This is a genomic window from Lysobacter arenosi (genome assembly GCF_016613475.2).
GTDB lineage: Bacteria > Pseudomonadota > Gammaproteobacteria > Xanthomonadales > Xanthomonadaceae > Lysobacter_J > Lysobacter_J arenosi.
In genome coordinates this window covers 2,826,667-2,843,903 of record NZ_CP071517.1, presented here as the reverse complement: position 1 = coordinate 2,843,903, position 17,237 = coordinate 2,826,667, and the positions used below count along the sequence as shown (strand labels likewise).

Sequence of the window (17,237 nt, the reverse complement as noted above, 5' to 3'; positions counted from 1 at the left end):
CGAAAACCCCGCGGGTGTACTCTCCGCCCCATGAGCCTCCGCCGCCCGCACCCTGCACTGCGACCGTATGTCGAGGCGGTCTGGGCCAGCGCTGCGCCAGGGCAATCGGTCGCGCCGCGCGAGCACGTGTTGCCCTGCACCGGCATGCATCTGGCGATTCGCCTCGATGGCCCGCTGCGCCTGTATCGCGACGCCGGTGACCTGCGCGGCGAGACCGTAGCCGATGCCGTCGTGGCTGGCGCGCGCGCCGGCTTCTACGTCAAGGACACTACGCAGCCCTCGCGATCGGTCGGCGTAATCCTGCGGCCGGGCGCAACGCAGGCCCTGTTCGGCTGCGACGCCGACGAACTGTCGTCCAGCCACACGCCCCTCGATGCGTTATGGGGCCCCGCCGCAGGCCGACTGCATGAAGCGCTGCTCGACTGCGACGACGAATCGCATCAGCTCGAGCTCATGCAGCGCGCACTGTTTGCGCGCCTTCGCCCGGCACGCGCGATGCACCCTGCGATCGCCCAGGCAATGCAGGGACTCGGGCAGCGTGAGCCTGTCGCATCCCTGGCCCAGGCCAGCGGGTTGAGCCATCGACACCTGCTGGCGCGATTCCGCGCGGCGACCGGCCTGGCGCCAAAGGCCTATGCCCGTGTGCTGCGATTCCGCCATGCGTTGCGACTGCTCGCGCGCGGCCAGCCCCTGGCCGACATCGCCATCGACGCCGGCTACAGCGACCAGGCGCACTTCAACCGCGAGTTCCGCGAACTGTCCGGGATGACGCCGCAGGCGTACAGGCGGGCGCCGGTGCGCGGCGAGGCCCACGTCGCCATGGTCAATTTCCTTCAAGACGCGGGCACGGCCCCGACCTAAGGTCCACGCACACCCACTGCCGCGAGACCGCCATGTCCACCCGCGAACTGTTTGCCTACCTGTGTGTCCGCGATGCGCAAGCGGCCATCGACTTCTACCGCGATGTCTTCGGCGCCAGCGAAACCCTGCGCCTGGTCGACGCCGGCGGCCGCATCGGCCATGCCGAGGTGTCGATCGCCGGCACCACGCTGATGCTGTGCGAGGAGTACCCCGAGTACGACATCCTCGCGCCGGACCCGACGGCTTCCAGCAGCGTGACCCTGCATGTGCATGTCGACAATGCCGACGAAGTGATCGCGCACGCGGTATCGGCCGGAGCAACGGTGGTGATGCCTGCCCGTGACCAGTTCTACGGCGAACGCTCCGGCGTCGTGCGCGATCCGTTCGGACATCGCTGGAACATCGGCCACAGCATCGAGGACGTCACGCCGCAGGAGATGCAGCGCCGCTTCATCGCGCTGACCGCGGGGCCGTGCGACTAGGTACGTGCACGCGGCCTCCACGGATCTGAACGATCGCCGCGCCGTCCGCACCGTTATCACTTAGGCACCACGATGGCCGGCGTAGTGCTTGCAGCTGATCCCAGTGTGCGCAATGGAGGCTGCATGCATCTGTCGCTGCGTCGTGCCACCTGCCTTGGCCTGGCCGCCACGCTGTCGGCGTGCGCCGGCCAGGCCTCGCTGAAGTCGGGCGAAGACACCGGACCCGATCCGGTGATCGCCGAGCCCGCGCCGTCGGCCATTCCGACCGTGAACATCGCCCCTGCCGAAGGGTGGCCGGCCAACACCACGCCCACGGCCGCCAGCGGCCTCAAGGTCACCGCATTCGCCAGCGGACTCGATCATCCACGCTGGCTGTACGTGCTGCCCAACGGCGACGTGCTGGTCGCCGAATCCAACGCACCGCCGGGTCGCTCGGGGATTGGCGGCATCAAGGGCAAGATCATGGGCGCGGTAAAGAAGCGCGCCGGCGGCGCGGTGCCAAGCCCGAACCGCATCACCCTGTTGCGCGACAGCAACGGCGACGGCGTTGCCGAAACCCGCAGCATCTACGCCAGCAACCTCAGCTCGCCGTTCGGCATGGCCCTGGTCGGCGACACGCTCTACATCGCCAACACCGACTCGCTGGTGCGTGCGCACTACACCGCCGGTGAGACGCGTCTTGCGGCGGCGCCGGAGAAAGTCGCCGATCTGCCCGGCAAGGCCGGCGACAAGTTCAACCACCACTGGACCAAGAGCCTGCTGGCGGCGCCCGACGGCAGCCGCTTCTACGTAGGCGTCGGTTCCAACAGCAACATCGCCGAGAACGGCATGGACGCCGAAGCCAATCGTGCCGCCGTGCTCGAGCTCGACGCTAACGGCGGCAGCCAGCGCGTCTACGCGGGTGGCCTGCGCAACCCGGTCGGCTTGGCGTGGGAACCGCGCAGCGGGCAACTGTGGGCCGTGGTCAATGAGCGCGACGAGCTCGGCAACGACCTGGTCCCGGACTACCTGACCCGCGTCGACAGCGGCGCCTTCTATGGCTGGCCGTACAGCTACTTTGGCCAGCACGTCGACACGCGCGTGAAGCCGCAACGCCCGGACCTGGTCGCCACCGCGCGCCGCCCTGACTACGCCCTGGGCTCGCATGTCGCCCCGCTCGGCCTGGCGTTCGCGAACGGTGATGCGCTGGGCAGCGATTACGCCGAGGGTGCCTTCATCGGCCTGCACGGCTCGTGGAACCGCAAACCGCTCAATGGCTACAAGGTGGTCTTCGTCCCATTCCGAGGCGGCATGCCAGCTGGCGCGATGCGCGACGTGCTCAGCGGTTTCCTCGACGAGGGCGGCAACGCGCGCGGGCGACCGGTCGGCGTTGCGATCGACAAGCGTGGCGCACTGCTGGTCGCAGACGACGTGGGCAACGTGATCTGGCGTGTAACCCGCGGCGCTGCCCGATAGGGCGAGCGGTCGCCTTACACCTGCACCACCTGCCGCTGCGCCGCCAGGAACGCGCGCAGCGATGCCGGCTTCACTGGCTTGGTCAGCACCCGGCAGCCGCGTTCGCGCGCTGCCAGCTTGAGTGCGTCGCTGCCATCGCCGGTGAGCAGTGCCGCCGGCAGGTTGCGGCCGCACTGCACGCGCAGTTCATCGATGACGCCCAGGCCGTCGAGGCGGTCGTGCAGGTGATAGTCGACCAGGGCCACGTCCGGGCATTCGACCAGCAGCGCCAGCGCCTCATCGGCATTGGCCGCGGTCAGCGCCGTCACACCCCAGCGCTGCAACAGGCTGCGCATGCCGTCGAGGATCTCGCGGTCGTTGTCCACGCACAGCACGCGCAGGCCGGCGAGTGAGTCGCCGCCGACCATCAGGTGCGGCTCGGGCAGGGGTGCGGCGTACATTGCCCGCCCGAACGGCACGGTGATCGAGAACACGCTGCCGATCCCGATCCGCGAGCGCACGCGCAGCGGATGCTCCAGCGTGCGCGCGATGCGCTGGCAGATCGACAGGCCCAGCCCGAGGCCGCGCTCACCGCCGACGCCCGGCGTATCGAAGCGACGGAACTCGTCGAAGATCTGCGCCAGGTGGAACTCGGAAATGCCGGGTCCGGTGTCCCATACCTGCAGCTCGACCGCACCTTCGCGCACGCGTGCGGCGATCAGCACGCCACCTTCGCGCGTGTAACGCAGCGCATTGGCCAGGAAGTTCTGCAGGGCGCGGCGCAGCAGGCGGCGGTCGCTGCGCACCGGTCGCGGCCGGTCCGGCGCGCGTACACGCAACTGCAGCCCGCGGCCGGACGCGACCGGTGCGTACTGCGCGACCAGCTCGCGCAGCAGCTCGTTGACATCGAAGTCGACGATTTCCACGCGCAGGGCGCCGGCATCCAGTCGCGAAATGTCCAGCAGGCCGTCGAGAAGATCCTCGGCGGCGCGCAACGATGCATCGACGCGCTCGGCCAGGCGTGCCTGCTCGGCCGGCTCCGGTGTCTCGCGCAGCGCGCTGGCAAACAGCCGCGCCGCATTGAGCGGTTGCAGCACGTCGTGGCTGATCGCGGCAAGGAACCGCGTCTTCGACTGCTGCGCCGATTCGGCTTCGCGGGTACGCAGTTCGACGCGCTGCTCGAGCGTCTCGTTGACTTCGCGCAGTCCCTGTTCGGCGCGCTTGTAATCGGTCACGTCGCTGTAGGTCGTGACGTAGCCGCCGGGCAGCGGACGCCCGCGCATCTCGATGACCTGGCCGTTGGCGCGCACGCGCTCGAACACGTGTGGTGCGCCCGCGCGCAGGTGCGCGAGCCGGCGCTGCACCTGGGCCTCGGTCGGACCCGGACCCATCTCGCCGCGCTCGGCGTTCCAGCGGATCAGGTCGCTGACCGGGCGGCCGACGTAGAGCATGCCGTCGGGATACTCGAACAGCTCCTGGTAGCGGCGATTCCACGCCACCAGCCGCATCTCCGCATCGACCACGCTGACGCCTTGGCTGATGTTCTCCAGCGTTGTCGACAGGATCTGGCGGTTGAATCGAAGTTCCTGGTTGGCCTCGTCCAGCAGCGCGACCACCTCGCCCAGCTCCATGCCCGAACCGCGCAAGGCCGTGGTCAGGGTCAGTCGCGCAGAGGCCGCGCCAATGGCCGAGGCCAGCAGGCGTTCGGTGAACTGTGCCAGCGCACGGTCGGCCGGCTGCGCGGGTTGCCACGGGTGGCCCTGCTGCTGCGCGTACTCCTCGAAGGCGCGGCGGGCATGGCGCTCACCGACGATGCGCTCGGCCAGCGCCAGCAGTTCGCTGCCGCGCACGCTGCCGGCCCAGCCGCCCGGGCCGAGCGCGGGGCGCTGCACGTAGGGGTCGAGGTACGGCGATGCCAGCAGTTGTTCCTGCAGGCGCGGGCGCTGCCGCACCGACACGAACAGGAACACGCCGACGTTGAACAGCAGCGACCAGAACGTGCCATGGGTCAGCGGGTCCCAGCCGTGCAGGCCGAACAGCTGCTCCGGTTGCAGCCAGTCCACGCCGAGCGGGCCATGCTCGAGCCAGCCCGAGCCGAACCAGCCACCGCGTGCCAGCGCCGGCAGCAGCAGCGTGTACAGCCACAGCACGGTGCCGGCGAACAGGCCGGCGAAGGCACCGGAGCGACTGGCGCCGCGCCAGTACAGGCCGCCGATCAGCGCCGGCGCGAACTGCGCGACCGCTGCGAACGCGAGCAGGCCGTGCTGGGCCAGCGTGTCCTCGCCGCCGCGCCCGTAATAGGCCGAGCCGCGGTGATAGGCGTACGCCATCATCGCCAGCGCGACGATGGTGATGCGCCGCACCCACAGCACCTGGCGGCCGATGCCCTGGCCTTCGTGCAGCGCGCCGCTGCGCAGCAGCAGCGGCACGATCAGGTCGTTGCTGACCATCGTCGCGAGCGCGACGCTGGCCACGATGACCATGCCGGTGGCGGCCGAGAAACCGCCGATGTAGACGATCAGCGCCAGCGAATCCTGTTTCAGCGCCAGCGGCAGCGCCAGCACGTAGGTATCAGGCGATGCGCCGGTGCCGGCAAGCAACGCCTGGCCTGTGAGCGTGATCGGCACCACCAGCAGCGAGATCAGCACCAGGTAGCCGCCGAACATCCAGCGCGCCGAGCGCAGGTCGGACGGATCCTGGCATTCGACCACTGCGACGTGGAACTGGCGCGGCAGGCAGACGATCGCGGCGAAGGCGAGCAGGGTCTGGGCGACGAAGCCGGCCGGCACGCCGGGCGCGGTGACGATGCTGGCCGCCTGCACCATGCGTTCGGGCAGCGAGCCGAAGCCGGGCAGGTGGAACAGCGCGAACAGGCCGATGGCCAGGAACGCGAGCAGCTTCACCAGCGATTCCAGCGCCACCGCCAACACCATGCCGCGGTGGTGCTCGGTCGCGTCGATCTGGCGCGTGCCGAACAGGATCGCGAACACCGCCAGCAGCAGGGCGACATAGAACGCCGGGTCGTGCAGCAGGCCGGCGTCGCTGGGCACGCCGGCCAGCACTTCCACGCTCATCGCCACCGCCTTGAACTGCAGGGCGACGTAGGGAACGGCCGCAGTCAGCGCCACCGAGGCCACCAGTGCCGCCAGCCCTGGCGCACGACCGTAGCGCGAGGACAGGAAGTCGGCGATGGAAACGATGCGGTTCTGCCCGGAAATCAGCACCAGCCGCTCGAGGATGCGCCAGCCGAAGGCCAGCATCAGCAGCGGCCCCAGGTAGATCGGCAGGAAGCCCAGGCCGGTGCGTGCGGCCGTGCCGACCGCGCCGTAGAACGTCCACGATGAGCAGTACACCGCCAGTGCCAGCGAGTACACGGCCGGGCGCATCCAGCGCGCCTTGGGCGTGAAGTCGCGCTGGTCGCCGTAATAGGCGACCACGAACAGCACGCCGACGTAACCGGCCGACACCAGCAGCAGAATCCAGCCTGGGATCACGGCGCGCCTCGCGTTTTCGAACGGGACGAGTGTAGAACGCCAGGCAAGGCGCTGTCGTCCTGTCCCCTTGCTGGCGGCATGAGGCTGGAATCGCAGTCGATTTGGGACGAGTCCCAGATCCCGGGAGCATTCATGCCCGTATCGTGGCGACCAGGTGGCAAGCGGCCACCCCCACAGTCCGAGATCTCTAATGCACGCTTCAGCCCTGGACGTTCTTTCGCCCATGGACGCCACCATGATGTCCGCCGTTGCCCTGGCCGTCGGAAGTCGCAGCGCTGCCGTCCGGCAAATTGGGGTGACGCGCCGGACGCTGGGCAGCTTCGTCGGCGAATTCGGGCGACCGCCGCTGGTCAGCTTCGGCGCGGCCTACCCGATCTACCGGTGGTTCGTTCAGGGCGACGAAGGCGATATTGAAGTGGCGGTCATCGATCGCGGCTGCGATCAGGTGCGCATCCTGATGAGCGGCGACGGCGCCTAGATCAGCGAGTCGGCCAGTCGCGAAATCCCCTCCACGCTGCGCCGCCAGCGCGGTCGCGCCCGCCACGACGCCAGCTCGAGAATCTCCGAATCGGCCAGGTATCCGGCCTCGATGTCGCGAAGGCGTTCGACCACGGCGCGGTCGTAGCACAGCAGCCCGACCTCGGCATTGAGCGCGAAGGAGCGGATGTCGAGGTTGATCGAGCCGATCAGGGCGATGTCCTCGTCGACGCTCAGGTGCTTGGCATGCAGGAAGTGGGGCCGGTACAGCGCGATGCGGACGCCGGCCTCCAGCAGTTCTTCGTAGTAGGACCGCTGCGCCCAGCGGGTGAGGTTCTGGTTGTTGCTCTGCGACAGCACCAGTTGCACCTGCACTCCCGACAACGCGGCCAGGTGCAGCGCGCCGAGCGTCACGTCGTCAGGCACGAAGTAGGGCGTGGTCAGCACCACCCGTCGACGCGCGTGCTGGATCAGGGCGACCACGACGTTGCGCGCATTCTGGAACGGATACGCCGGCCCGCCTGGCAGCAGCTGCGCCGGTGCCGCGCCATTGCCGGTGTAGGCGCCATCGGCAGTCAGGCGCTCGCCGGTCTCGATCAGCCAGTCGCTGGCGAACAGCGCCGCCATCTGCCGCACCGCCGGCCCCATCACACGCGCGACCAGTTCGCGATTGGGGTAGCCCGGGACGAACTCCGGCTCGGCGAGGTTCTGCGAACCGACATAACCCACGCGGCGATCGATGACCGCCAGCTTGCGATGGTTGCGCAGGTCCATGCGCGACAGGCTGCGCCAGGCCAGGCCCCCGGCCAGCATCGCGCGGACATCGACGCCGGCCTCACGTAGCGGTCGGGCGAACGCACGCAAGCCAGGCTTGGCACCCACCGCGTCGAGCAGCAGCCGGCAGCGGACGCCGCGCGAAGCCGCACGCTTGAGCGCATCGGCGATCGCGGCGCCGACGCGGTCGTCAAACATCAGGTAGTACAACAGGTGCACTTCCTCGCGGGCGCCATCGATATCCGCGAGCAACGTGGCCAGCGACGCGTCGTAGTCGTCGAGCAACTCGATGCCGTTGCCATGGGTGGGCATGAAGTCGCCCAGACGCTCGGCAAGACGCGGAATGTCCGCGCTGGCGTCGCCTTCGCCGCCCGGTGGCAGCCAGCGCCATTCGCGCAGGCTGTCCTGGCGCTCGCGGATCACCGCCGATGCCAGCGCCTGGCGCTCGCGCCGTTGCCGCGCCAGCCACGGATGGCCGAGTACCAGATACAGCGGCAACCCGAGCAATGGCACGAAGCCGACCAGCAGCAGCCAGCTGCGCGCGGCCGCCGGCGGGCTGCGCACCGGAATCCACGCCAGCGCCGCCAGCCGGATCAGCCAGTCCAGGAAGAACAGCCAGTAGCCGGCGTGCAGGTCAAAGGGCATGGCGGCATTGGAGCATGGGCGCGTGATGGCGGCATCGCCGCCGCGGCAGCATCTGCTTGTGCCAGCTGGCACACGCCGGCCGCCACTTTAAGAAGGTTCTTATGTACTCACCAGCCACGCCAAGTGAGCCTGAACGCCCTCACACGTCAGTCAGGTCTTATGGAACGAGCAAAGTGGGCGGATCGTGGTCAGTTGTTGCGGATTGGTCCGGCTGAAGGGCAATGGGCAAGGTGCGTCGGTGCCTCGCGCATGGGAAGCGTGGAGCTGACGAGCCAGGATCTCTCGATCTGGGTGCAGATGCGGGCAGGCTCCTGGGTGGAAGCCAAGGAAGGCCGCTTCTACCTGCGCACCGGCGACTGGATCGCATTCGCGAAGGATTCGCTGCCGCAGATCCAGCCCGACCAGAACGGCATCTGCATCGGCCTAACCATCGCCGAAGATGCGCTGCGCGCGATGAGCCGCTTCTCCGACTTCGGCCTTTACGTCGGGCGCGGCCGTCTCAAGCCGGAGCAGGCCAGGACGGTCGCCCGGATGTGGTACCGGGCCTCGCGCAACATCGACAACGACAGCCGCAGCGGCCGCATCCAGGCGCCATTGCGCTCGATGCTTTTGTTTCTCCAGGAGATCCAGGCCGAGTACGGCCAGCGGTTGGGCCTGTGCCCGGGCGCATCGCTCGGACGCAAGCGCCAGGTGTTCGAGCGCATGCAGCGTGCCAGCCTGTACCTGGAAGGTCACTGCCATCGCATCGTCCGCATCAGTGAACTGGCCGAACGCACGCGCTTCTCTACCTGGTACTTCTCCAAGCTGTTCCACAAGCTCTATGGAGAAAGTCCGCTGGCCGCATCGGCACGCATGCGACTGGATCATGCAGCAAGCCTGCTTGCCTCCACCTTGATGACCATTGGCGAGGTCGGCGCCGCAAGTGGATTCGACAACAGTTGCAGCTTCGCCAGAAGTTTCCGTGCGCGTTTCGGCATGACCGCATCGGAGTACCGGGCAGCACGACGCGACGCTGACCTGATGCTGCAAAGGCGGCGCATTGCTAATGCAAAAGACGTTGGCGCAAGCAGCGGATCGGTCAGGTCCATGCGGGAAAACGTGATCAAGAACTCCGGAATAAGGTTGGTAGGCGCTTAACGCGTCGATAACAACATCCGGAGAAGTCATACATGGAACACCGCAACCTGCGCACCGCGGTGCGCGTCGGCATGCTGCCGGCAGGCATCGCGATCGCCCTGGCGCCGGCCCTCGCCGGCGCCCAGGAAACCAGCGACAAGGGCACCACAACGCTCGACAAGATCGAAGTCACCGGATCGCGCATCAAGCGCGCGGACATCGAAACTTCGCAGCCGATCTTCTCGCTGAGCCGGGAGGACATCAGTGCACAGGGGCTGACATCGATTGGCGATGTGATCCAGAACCTCACCGCCGGCGGTTCGGCATTGAACACCACGGTCAACAATGGCGGCAACGGCGAGACCCGCGTCAATCTGCGCAATCTCGGCGATCAGCGGACTCTGGTTCTGGTTAACGGCAAGCGATGGGTTGGCGGTACCGGTCTCGGTGGAGCGGTCGATCTCAATACCATTCCGACGGCAGCGGTCGAACGAATCGAGGTGCTGAAGGACGGCGCCTCCACCATCTACGGATCGGATGCGATCGCCGGCGTCGTCAACGTGATCCTGCGCCAGAACTTCGACGGCGCCGAAGCCAATGCCTACATCGGACAGTACGACAAGGGCGACGGAAACAGACAGGCTTACGACTTCACCATCGGTACCCGCAGCGATCGCTTCTCGGCGATGCTTGGGTTCGGTTATGTCAAGGAAGAGCCGGTACTCGCTGGTGATCGCTACATCTCCAAGGAACCGACGTACACCACCGGCAACTTCTACGGCAGCGGCACCAGCCCGGACGGACGCTTCGCCCTGTGTCCAGGCGGCTACAACCCCGCCAAGGGCGTGTGCAACGGCGGCCAGACCAACTTCAATGGCAGGGCGGGCACCTTCACCTACGACGGCGCAGGCTCCGCCCCCCGTCCTTACGTCGTTGGCAAAGATGCCTACAACTTCGCGCCAGACAATTATCTGGTGACGCCGCAGGAGCGCCGCTCCATTTTCGGCAACGCGTCCGTCGACATCACCGACGACATCAGCTTCAAGACCACGGTGACCTACAACCAGCGCGAGTCCCAGCAGCTGCTGGCAGCCATGCCGGTGACCCTCGGCACGACGCCAAACATTCCTGACCTTGCCAGACAGGTCTTCATCAGCAAGGACAGCATCTACAACCCGTTCGGAAGGGATGTCTCGCGCATCAACCGCCGCATCAACGAAACGGGCGGGCGCAAGTTCAACCAGGATGTGCGCACGTTCGCGATGGATGCCGCGTTTGATGGAGTGCTCCACGCCGGCGAGAAGACGTTCGACTGGGAGGCGGGCTATCTCTATGGCGAGAACAAGGCCAACAACACGACTCAAGGCCTGTTCAACCTGATCGCACTGGGCCAGGCCCTGGGGCCGTCATTCCGCGATGCCAATGGTGTCGCGCGCTGCGGTACTGCCGCCCAGCCATTGCCGGGCTGCGTGCCACTCAATTTCCTCGGCGGTGCCGGCAGCATCACACCGGAGATGATCGAGTTCACGAGCTTCACGGCGCACGATGAATACAAGTACACCCTGAAGAACTACTACGCCAACATCGGAGGCGAACTCTTCGAACTCCCCGGTGGTCCGCTTGGATTCTCCTTAGGCGTGGAGCATCGCGAAGAATCTGGTTACGACTCACCCGATGCACTGATCAACTCGGGCAACACCACCGGCAACTCCCGCAGGGCTACCAGCGGCGGCTACGACCTCAACGAAGCCTATCTCGAGCTCGCGGTGCCGGTGCTGGCCGATGTCACGTTCGCAAAGCTGCTCGATTTCTCCATCGCAACTCGCTATTCGGACTACAGCAACTTCGGCGATACGCTCAACAGCAAGTTCGGTTTCCGATGGAAGCCGATCGATGACTTGCTTGTCCGCGGAAACTGGTCGCAAGGCTTCCGCGCGCCATCGATTGATGAGTTGTTCTCCGGTCGCGGTGATTCCTTCCCGAGTCTGAGCGATCCATGTAACACGACCAGCTTCCCGGTGCAGAGTACGATCGCAAAGCAGACCTGCATTTCCCAGGGTGTGCCCAACGGCGGCTACATCCAGGACGGCGACCAGATTCGCACCACGGTCGGCGGAAACACGCGCCTGCAGCCAGAGACCTCAGAGTCGACGACATTCGGGTTCGTCTACAGCCCCGGCTACGTCGAGGGCCTGGACATCGCATTGGACTGGTGGAAGATCAAGATCGAGGATGCCATCACCACCATCGGCGCCGAAGCGATCATCCAGCAGTGCATCAACTCGGGCGGTGCGGGCCCCACGTGTGGCCTGTACACCCGCCAGCCTGGTGGAAACATCGGGACGCTCGTCAACACGAACATCAACATTGGCGGAGCCAGGGTCGAAGGTTACGACCTGACGCTGACCTATCGTTTGCCGGAGACATCACTGGGCAGGTTCAACCTCACCTGGGACAGCACGTACATGGCCGACTATGTGCAGGATCTGGATGGCGATGGACGTTACGGCGAAGACCAGCAGTTGCAGCCTTCGATCGGCAGCCAGATCAATCATGACGAAGGCGGAAATCTGGTCGGCTCCGGTACCAACTGGCGGATCCGTTCCAACCTGGGCACCCGCTGGCAGAAAGGCAATGTCGGAGCTACCTGGAACGTCCGCTACTACTCCCCGCTGGAAGAAGTGTGCGACCCGAGATACGAAGCCGATGGCTACGGCTACCTGTGTACCGAGACGAGCCGCTACATCGGCATTCCGACCGATTCCAATGGCGATGGCGTCTGGAGCGGAGTTGCCGGCGGCGACACGATCGACCCGAGAAAGGAGTCGCGCCACCACATAGGCGCCACGACCTACCACGACGCCAGCGTCTTCTGGAACGCACCGTGGAACGCCACGATCACGCTCGGCATGAACAACCTGTTTGACAAGAACCCGCCGATTTCGCTGAGCACGGCGAACAACTCATTCGATCCGCAGTACGAAGTCCCGGGCCGCTTCTTCTACATGCGCTACTCGCAGAAGTTCTGATTCTCCTCGGTGTGAATGCACCTTACGGCCCCGCAAGGGGCCGTTTTTTTGTGTCCGGAAGATTCGGATGCACAAAAAAAGCCCGACCTTGCGGCCGGGCTTTCCTGAAGCTTGGAGGTTAGATCCCCGCCTGCGCGGGAATGACCTTCTGACAAAGCCACGCGCGCAGCGCGTGGGTCAGGAGATCACTTGATCTTGCCTTCCTTGTAGTTCACGTGCTTCCGAACGACGGGGTCGTACTTCTTGACCTCCATCTTGTTCGGGGTGTTCTTCTTGTTCTTGTCGGTCGTATAGAAATGACCGGTGCCGGCAGAAGAGATCAGGCGGATCTTGTCGCGCTTGGAAGCCATGGTTCGATCCTCCTCAGATCTTTTCGCCGCGGGCGCGCAGGTCGGCGAGAATGGCGTCGATGCCATTCTTGTCGATGGTGCGCAGGGCGGCACTGGAAACACGCAGCTTCACCCAACGGTTCTCGGAAGCGACCCAGAAGCGGCGCTCATGGAGGTTGGGGAGAAAGCGGCGGCGGGTCTTGTTCATGGCATGCGAGACGTTGTTGCCAGTCGTCGTTCGCTTACCGGTTACTTGGCATACACGGGCCATACGCACCTCGAAAGGTAATGGTGCTTCCCTTGGCCAGGGAGGCGGCGGCCCCTCCGCTGTCACACCGGGGTGTGGGCGGTGCGCGATACGGGTAGGAAATTCTCGCGGCACGAGGCGGGCCGGAATCGCGCTTCCGGGGTCCGCCCGGTCTTACCCCTAAAGGCAAGCCGGACGCAGCGAGCCGCGCATTATGCACGCGAAAAGCAGGGCGGGCAAGTAGTTATCCACAAGCGGAGCGTGTCCGCTGCGGGGCTTCACCCCTCCCCAACCCTCCCCTGCGCGCAGGGGAGGGAGCTGGGCAATCAGCCCGCTTTTGCCGTCTTCTCCGCCGATTTGGCGATGAACGCGCGGACCTGCTCCTCCAGCACCGGCAGCGGCACCGAGCCCTGGCTGAGCAGGGCGTCGTGGAAGGCCTTGATGTCGAAGCGGTTGCCCAGCGCCTTCTCGGCTTCCGCGCGCAGGCGCAGGATCGTGATCTCGCCGAGCTTGTAGCTCAGCGCCTGGGCCGGCCAGGAGATGTAACGGTCGACTTCGGTGGTGACCTCGTGCTCGCTCAGGGCGGTACGGTCACGCAGGTAGGCCAGGGCCTGGTCGCGGGTCCAGCCCTTGGCGTGCACGCCGGTGTCGATGACCAGGCGGCAGGCGCGCCACATCTCGTAGGTCAGGCGGCCGAAGTCTTCGTAGGGCGTCTCGTAGATGCCCATTTCCTTGCCCAGCTTCTCGCTGTACAGGCCCCAGCCCTCGCCGTAGGCGGAGATGTAGGTCTCGCGGCGGAAGGCCGGCAGGTCACCCTGTTCCTTGGCCAGCGAGCCCTGCAGGGCATGGCCCGGGGCGGACTCGTGCAGGGTCAGCGCCGGCAGGTTGTAGAGCGGGCGCGACGGCAGGTCGTAGGTGTTGAGCCAGTAGGTGCCGGCGCCACCGCGGCCGCTGGTCCAGAACGGGGCGATGTCGGCCGGGACCGGCACGATGGTGAAGCGGCCGCGCGGCAGGGTGCCGATGAACTTGCCGATCTCGCCGTCGACGCGCTTGGAGATCCATGCGGCGCGATCGAGCAGCGCCTGCGGCGTGGTCGCGTAGAACTGCTTGTCGGTGCGCAGGAAGCGCAGGAACGCTGCGAAGTCTCCCTTGAAGCCCACCTGCTTGATGATGGTCTCCATCTCCGCCTGGATCCGCGCGACTTCATCCAGGCCGATCTGGTGGATCTGCTCCGGGTCGAGGTCCAGGGTCGTGTACTCGCGGATCTGCTGGCGGTAGTAGGCGTCGCCATCGGGCATCTGCGAGGCGCCCAGCGTGGTGCGCGCCTGCGGCACGTACTCCTCGCGGAAGAAGGTCAGCAGCTTGGCGTAGGCCGGGATCATGCGATCGCGGATTGCCGCCACGCCGTCGGCACGCAGCCGCGCCTGCTCGTCGGCCGGGATCGACGCCGGCATGCGCTTGAACGGCTCGTAGAAGTTGGACTGCAGCGGATCCTTGAGGTCGGCGACCGCGGCAATCGACACGTCGCGGCCGTCGAGCACCGCGCGCGGCACGCTGAAGCCGCGCGCCAGGCCGGCGCGCATGTTCGCGGTCTGCTGGTCGAAGTAGCGCGGCACGTCGCTGAGGCGGTCGATGTAGGCGCGGTAATCCTGCGCCGTGCGCAGCGGACGCCGGGTCATGAAGCCCAGGTTCGACCAGAACGAGGAGTCGGAGTTGAACGGCATCTCGTAGCCGCGCAGGCGCACTTCGGCCGCAAGGTTCTCGACCTGCGACTTGTAGACGGAGAAGTTGATGCGGTTCTGCGGGCTCAGCTTGGCCGGGTCGATGCCGTCCAGTCGCTTGAGCACGTCTTCCCAGACCTTGAGGCGGGCGGCCTGGCTGGCGGCGTCGACCGACGGCAGCTGGTGGCGGTCGGACGAGCCGTCGTTGTCCTCGTCGGCAGCGCCGGTCTGTTCCTGGCGCCACTGCCATTCCTGGCTGTAGATGGCTTCGAACCGGGTGTCCGCCGCGCTGGCATGCGCGGCGAAGGAGGCGAGGGCAAGGTGGCCGGAGAGCAGGGCCGCAAGCAGTGGTTTCACGGGAAGGACCGGTGGTGGCACGAAGCGCCGATCTTCGCATTCCCGGGGGGCGATGCGTTGGCGTATGTGGCCGGTTCGAACCGCGAAAAGTCGAAATGGTCCCGGCTTTCGCCGGGACGGCGGTTGGGACTCAGTGGCTCGCCCGGTCCCGGTGCCAGCCGCGGTGCTTGATGTCCAGGTACAGGCTGTAGGCCGCGGTAAAGGCCGGGAACAGGTTCTGGATCACGCCGACCGAGTCCTGCTTCTGCGAGAACACGAAGTAGCTCAGCGTCATCACGCTGCCGACCAGGCTCATGTACCAGAACAGCCGCGGGATCACCGGCTTGCCGTGCTTGCGCGAGGCGATGAACTGCACCAGCCAGCGGCCGCCGAACATCAGCGCGCCGGTCAGGCCGATGATCTTCCACGGCGACATGTGCAAACCGGTCCATTCCAGCCAGGGAATGGAGTGGTTCATGAAGTCGAATTCCATCGCTCCGGACCTCAGCTCAGTTCGCGCACCGCGGTGACCTTGCCACGCTTGATCAGCCATGCCACGCCGCGCAGGTCGCTGATGCCGACCAGGGCGCGGTTGAGGTTGTTGTACTTCGACACGCCGGTCGATCGCGAGCGGTGGTTCACCGGCACGCTCACCGTCTTCCAGCCCGCGCGCTGCATCAGCGCCGGCAGGTAGCGGTGCATGTGGTCGAAGTAGGGCAGTTCGAGGAACGCGGCGCGTTCGAACAGCTTGATGCCGCAGCCGGTGTCGGGCGTGTCGTCGCGCAGCATGCGCGAGCGGATCGCGTTGGCCCAGCGCGAGGCCCAGCGCTTGCTGCCGCTGTCCTGGCGGTTGACGCGCCAGCCGGCAAAGAGCTTCAGGCCCTCGTCGGCGCCGGCACTGTCGCGCTTGTCGAGCAGCTTGGGGATGTCGGCCGGGTCGTTCTGGCCATCGCCATCGAGCGTGGCGATCCACGTGCCGCGCGCGGCCTTGACGCCGTTGCGCACGGCGGTGCTCTGCCCGCTCTGGGTGACGTGGTGGATCACGCGCAGCTCGGGCACTTCGGCCTTGAGGGCCTGCAGCACCTGCAGCGTGTCGTCGCGCGAATGGTCGTCGACGTAGACGATCTCGAAGTCGGTCCTGCCGCGCAGCGCGGCCGTGATCTCGTGCACCAGCGGGGCGACGTTGTCGCGCTCGTTGAATACCGGGACGACGACGGAGAGTTGCGGGGCAGTATCGATGCGTGGGGCGCTCATGTCAGGCCTTGTCGCCGAAGTAGGTGCGGCACCAGTCGACGACCTGTGGCAGCCCGGTTTCGATCGGCGTGGCCGGCTCGAAACCGAACGCCGCCTGCGCGCGCGCGGTGTCCGCCATGGTCTCGACCATGTCGCCAGGCTGCATCGGCTTGTAGACCTTGGTGGCCTGCTTGCCGGCAGCGGCCTCTATGACCTGGATGAAACGCTCGAGTTCCACAGGAGTGTGGTTGCCCAGGTTGAAGACCCGGTGCGGCGCCGCCGGCGGTGCCACGTCGGTGGCCGGCGGATGATCGAGCGCGCCAAGCACGCCGTTGACGATGTCGTCGACGAAGGTGAAGTCGCGGCGCATCTTGCCGTGGTTGAACACGTCGATCGGACGTCCGGCCAGCACCGCGCGCGAGAACAGCAGCGGCGCCATGTCCGGCCGGCCCCACGGACCGTAGACGGTGAAAAAACGCAGGCCGGTCGAACGCAGGTCGTACAGGTGCGCGTAGGTATGCGCCATCAGCTCGTTGGCGGCCTTGGTCGCCGCGTACAGCGAACGCGGCTGGTCGATGCGCTGGTCCTCGGAGAACGGAGGCGTCGCCGAGTCGCCGTACACCGACGACGAACTGGCATAGACCAGATGCTGCACGCCGCGATGGCGGCACAGTTCGAGCAGGTTGACGAAGCCGGCCAGGTTGCTGTCGACGTAGGCGTGCGGGTGCGTCAGCGAATAGCGCACGCCAGCCTGCGCGGCAAGGTGGATCACCTGCGTCGGCTGCACTTCGTCGAACAGCGCCGCCAGGCCATCGCGGTCACCCAGGTCGAGGGTGCGGATGTCCACGTCCGGGCACAGCGCGGCCACGCGGTCGCGCTTGATCTGCGGATCGTAGTAGTCGTTGTAGTTGTCCAGGCCGACGACATCCGCACCGCGCGCGCGCAGGGCGCGGCAGGTGTACGCGCCGATGAAGCCGGCAGCGCCGGTAACGAGGATGGTCATGGGTGGGGTCCGGGGGTGACTTCGTCCAATGTCCACTGCTCCTGGAAGCAACGGTG

The 17,237-nt window shown here is 66.5% G+C and carries 14 protein-coding genes; 6 read left to right on the top strand and 8 right to left on the bottom strand.

Annotated features, from left to right (window positions below; translation table 11 throughout):
• Positions 1 to 30: 30 nt before the first annotated feature.
• From HIV01_RS13115 to HIV01_RS13105, 3 genes are all read left to right on the top strand, one after another.
• A complete protein-coding gene (locus tag HIV01_RS13115) occupies positions 31 to 861 on the top strand; it encodes a helix-turn-helix transcriptional regulator (protein ID WP_200607770.1) in 831 nt (276 codons plus the stop codon).
• Between the two features lie 32 nt (positions 862 to 893).
• The gene (locus HIV01_RS13110; protein WP_200607768.1) at positions 894 to 1,343 is read left to right on the top strand and encodes a VOC family protein; all 450 of its coding nucleotides are present in this window, start codon (positions 894 to 896) and stop codon (positions 1,341 to 1,343) included.
• 123 nt (positions 1,344 to 1,466) lie between these two features.
• Positions 1,467 to 2,798 (top strand): PQQ-dependent sugar dehydrogenase, encoded by a 1,332-nt coding sequence (locus HIV01_RS13105; protein ID WP_200607766.1) that lies wholly within the window; start codon positions 1,467 to 1,469, stop codon positions 2,796 to 2,798.
• Positions 2,799 to 2,812: 14 nt separating this feature from the next.
• On the opposite strand, the gene HIV01_RS13100 is transcribed toward HIV01_RS13105, so the two are convergent.
• The gene (locus tag HIV01_RS13100) at positions 2,813 to 6,271 is read right to left on the bottom strand and encodes a PAS domain-containing hybrid sensor histidine kinase/response regulator (protein ID WP_200607764.1); all 3,459 of its coding nucleotides are present in this window, start codon (positions 6,269 to 6,271) and stop codon (positions 2,813 to 2,815) included.
• Between the two features lie 223 nt (positions 6,272 to 6,494).
• Between HIV01_RS13100 and HIV01_RS13095 the strand changes: the two genes are divergently transcribed.
• Positions 6,495 to 6,749: a hypothetical protein gene (locus HIV01_RS13095; RefSeq protein ID WP_200607762.1), complete on the top strand. Its 255-nt coding sequence runs from the start codon at positions 6,495 to 6,497 to the stop codon at positions 6,747 to 6,749.
• On the opposite strand, the gene cls is transcribed toward HIV01_RS13095, so the two are convergent.
• Entirely contained in the window at positions 6,746 to 8,167 is a 1,422-nt protein-coding gene (gene cls / locus HIV01_RS13090; RefSeq protein ID WP_200607760.1) for a cardiolipin synthase, read from the bottom strand. The genes HIV01_RS13095 and cls overlap by 4 nt on opposite strands.
• A gap of 123 nt (positions 8,168 to 8,290) precedes the next feature.
• Here cls and HIV01_RS13085 point away from each other — a divergent pair, with 123 nt between their 5' ends.
• Together HIV01_RS13085 and HIV01_RS13080 are read left to right on the top strand one after the other, a co-directional pair.
• Positions 8,291 to 9,304 carry an AraC family transcriptional regulator gene (locus tag HIV01_RS13085; RefSeq protein WP_245156801.1) on the top strand — a complete coding sequence of 338 codons (1,014 nt, stop codon included), beginning with the start codon at positions 8,291 to 8,293 and terminating at the stop codon, positions 9,302 to 9,304.
• Between the two features lie 71 nt (positions 9,305 to 9,375).
• Positions 9,376 to 12,312, top strand: a complete 2,937-nt coding sequence (locus tag HIV01_RS13080; RefSeq protein ID WP_200608541.1) for a TonB-dependent receptor domain-containing protein — start codon at positions 9,376 to 9,378, stop codon at positions 12,310 to 12,312.
• A 185-nt stretch (positions 12,313 to 12,497) separates the two neighbouring features.
• Here the strand turns inward: HIV01_RS13080 and rpmG are convergent, their stop codons facing one another.
• The 6 genes from rpmG to HIV01_RS13050 form a co-directional block, all read right to left on the bottom strand.
• On the bottom strand, positions 12,498 to 12,662 hold the full coding sequence (gene rpmG / locus HIV01_RS13075) for a 50S ribosomal protein L33 (RefSeq protein WP_200607758.1): 165 nt from the start codon (positions 12,660 to 12,662) through the stop codon (positions 12,498 to 12,500).
• Between the two features lie 13 nt (positions 12,663 to 12,675).
• Positions 12,676 to 12,912 carry a 50S ribosomal protein L28 gene (gene rpmB / locus HIV01_RS13070; protein ID WP_158731856.1) on the bottom strand — a complete coding sequence of 79 codons (237 nt, stop codon included), beginning with the start codon at positions 12,910 to 12,912 and terminating at the stop codon, positions 12,676 to 12,678.
• 302 nt (positions 12,913 to 13,214) lie between these two features.
• A complete protein-coding gene (locus HIV01_RS13065) occupies positions 13,215 to 14,966 on the bottom strand; it encodes a DUF885 domain-containing protein (RefSeq protein WP_200607757.1) in 1,752 nt (583 codons plus the stop codon).
• A 130-nt stretch (positions 14,967 to 15,096) separates the two neighbouring features.
• Complete coding sequence (locus HIV01_RS13060) at positions 15,097 to 15,438, bottom strand: lipid-A-disaccharide synthase N-terminal domain-containing protein (protein ID WP_200607755.1); 342 nt, start codon at positions 15,436 to 15,438, stop codon at positions 15,097 to 15,099.
• 11 nt (positions 15,439 to 15,449) lie between these two features.
• Positions 15,450 to 16,199 carry a glycosyltransferase family 2 protein gene (locus HIV01_RS13055; protein WP_200607753.1) on the bottom strand — a complete coding sequence of 250 codons (750 nt, stop codon included), beginning with the start codon at positions 16,197 to 16,199 and terminating at the stop codon, positions 15,450 to 15,452.
• Between the two features lies 1 nt (position 16,200).
• The gene (locus tag HIV01_RS13050; protein WP_200607751.1) at positions 16,201 to 17,181 is read right to left on the bottom strand and encodes an NAD-dependent epimerase/dehydratase family protein; all 981 of its coding nucleotides are present in this window, start codon (positions 17,179 to 17,181) and stop codon (positions 16,201 to 16,203) included.
• Positions 17,182 to 17,237 lie beyond the last annotated feature (56 nt).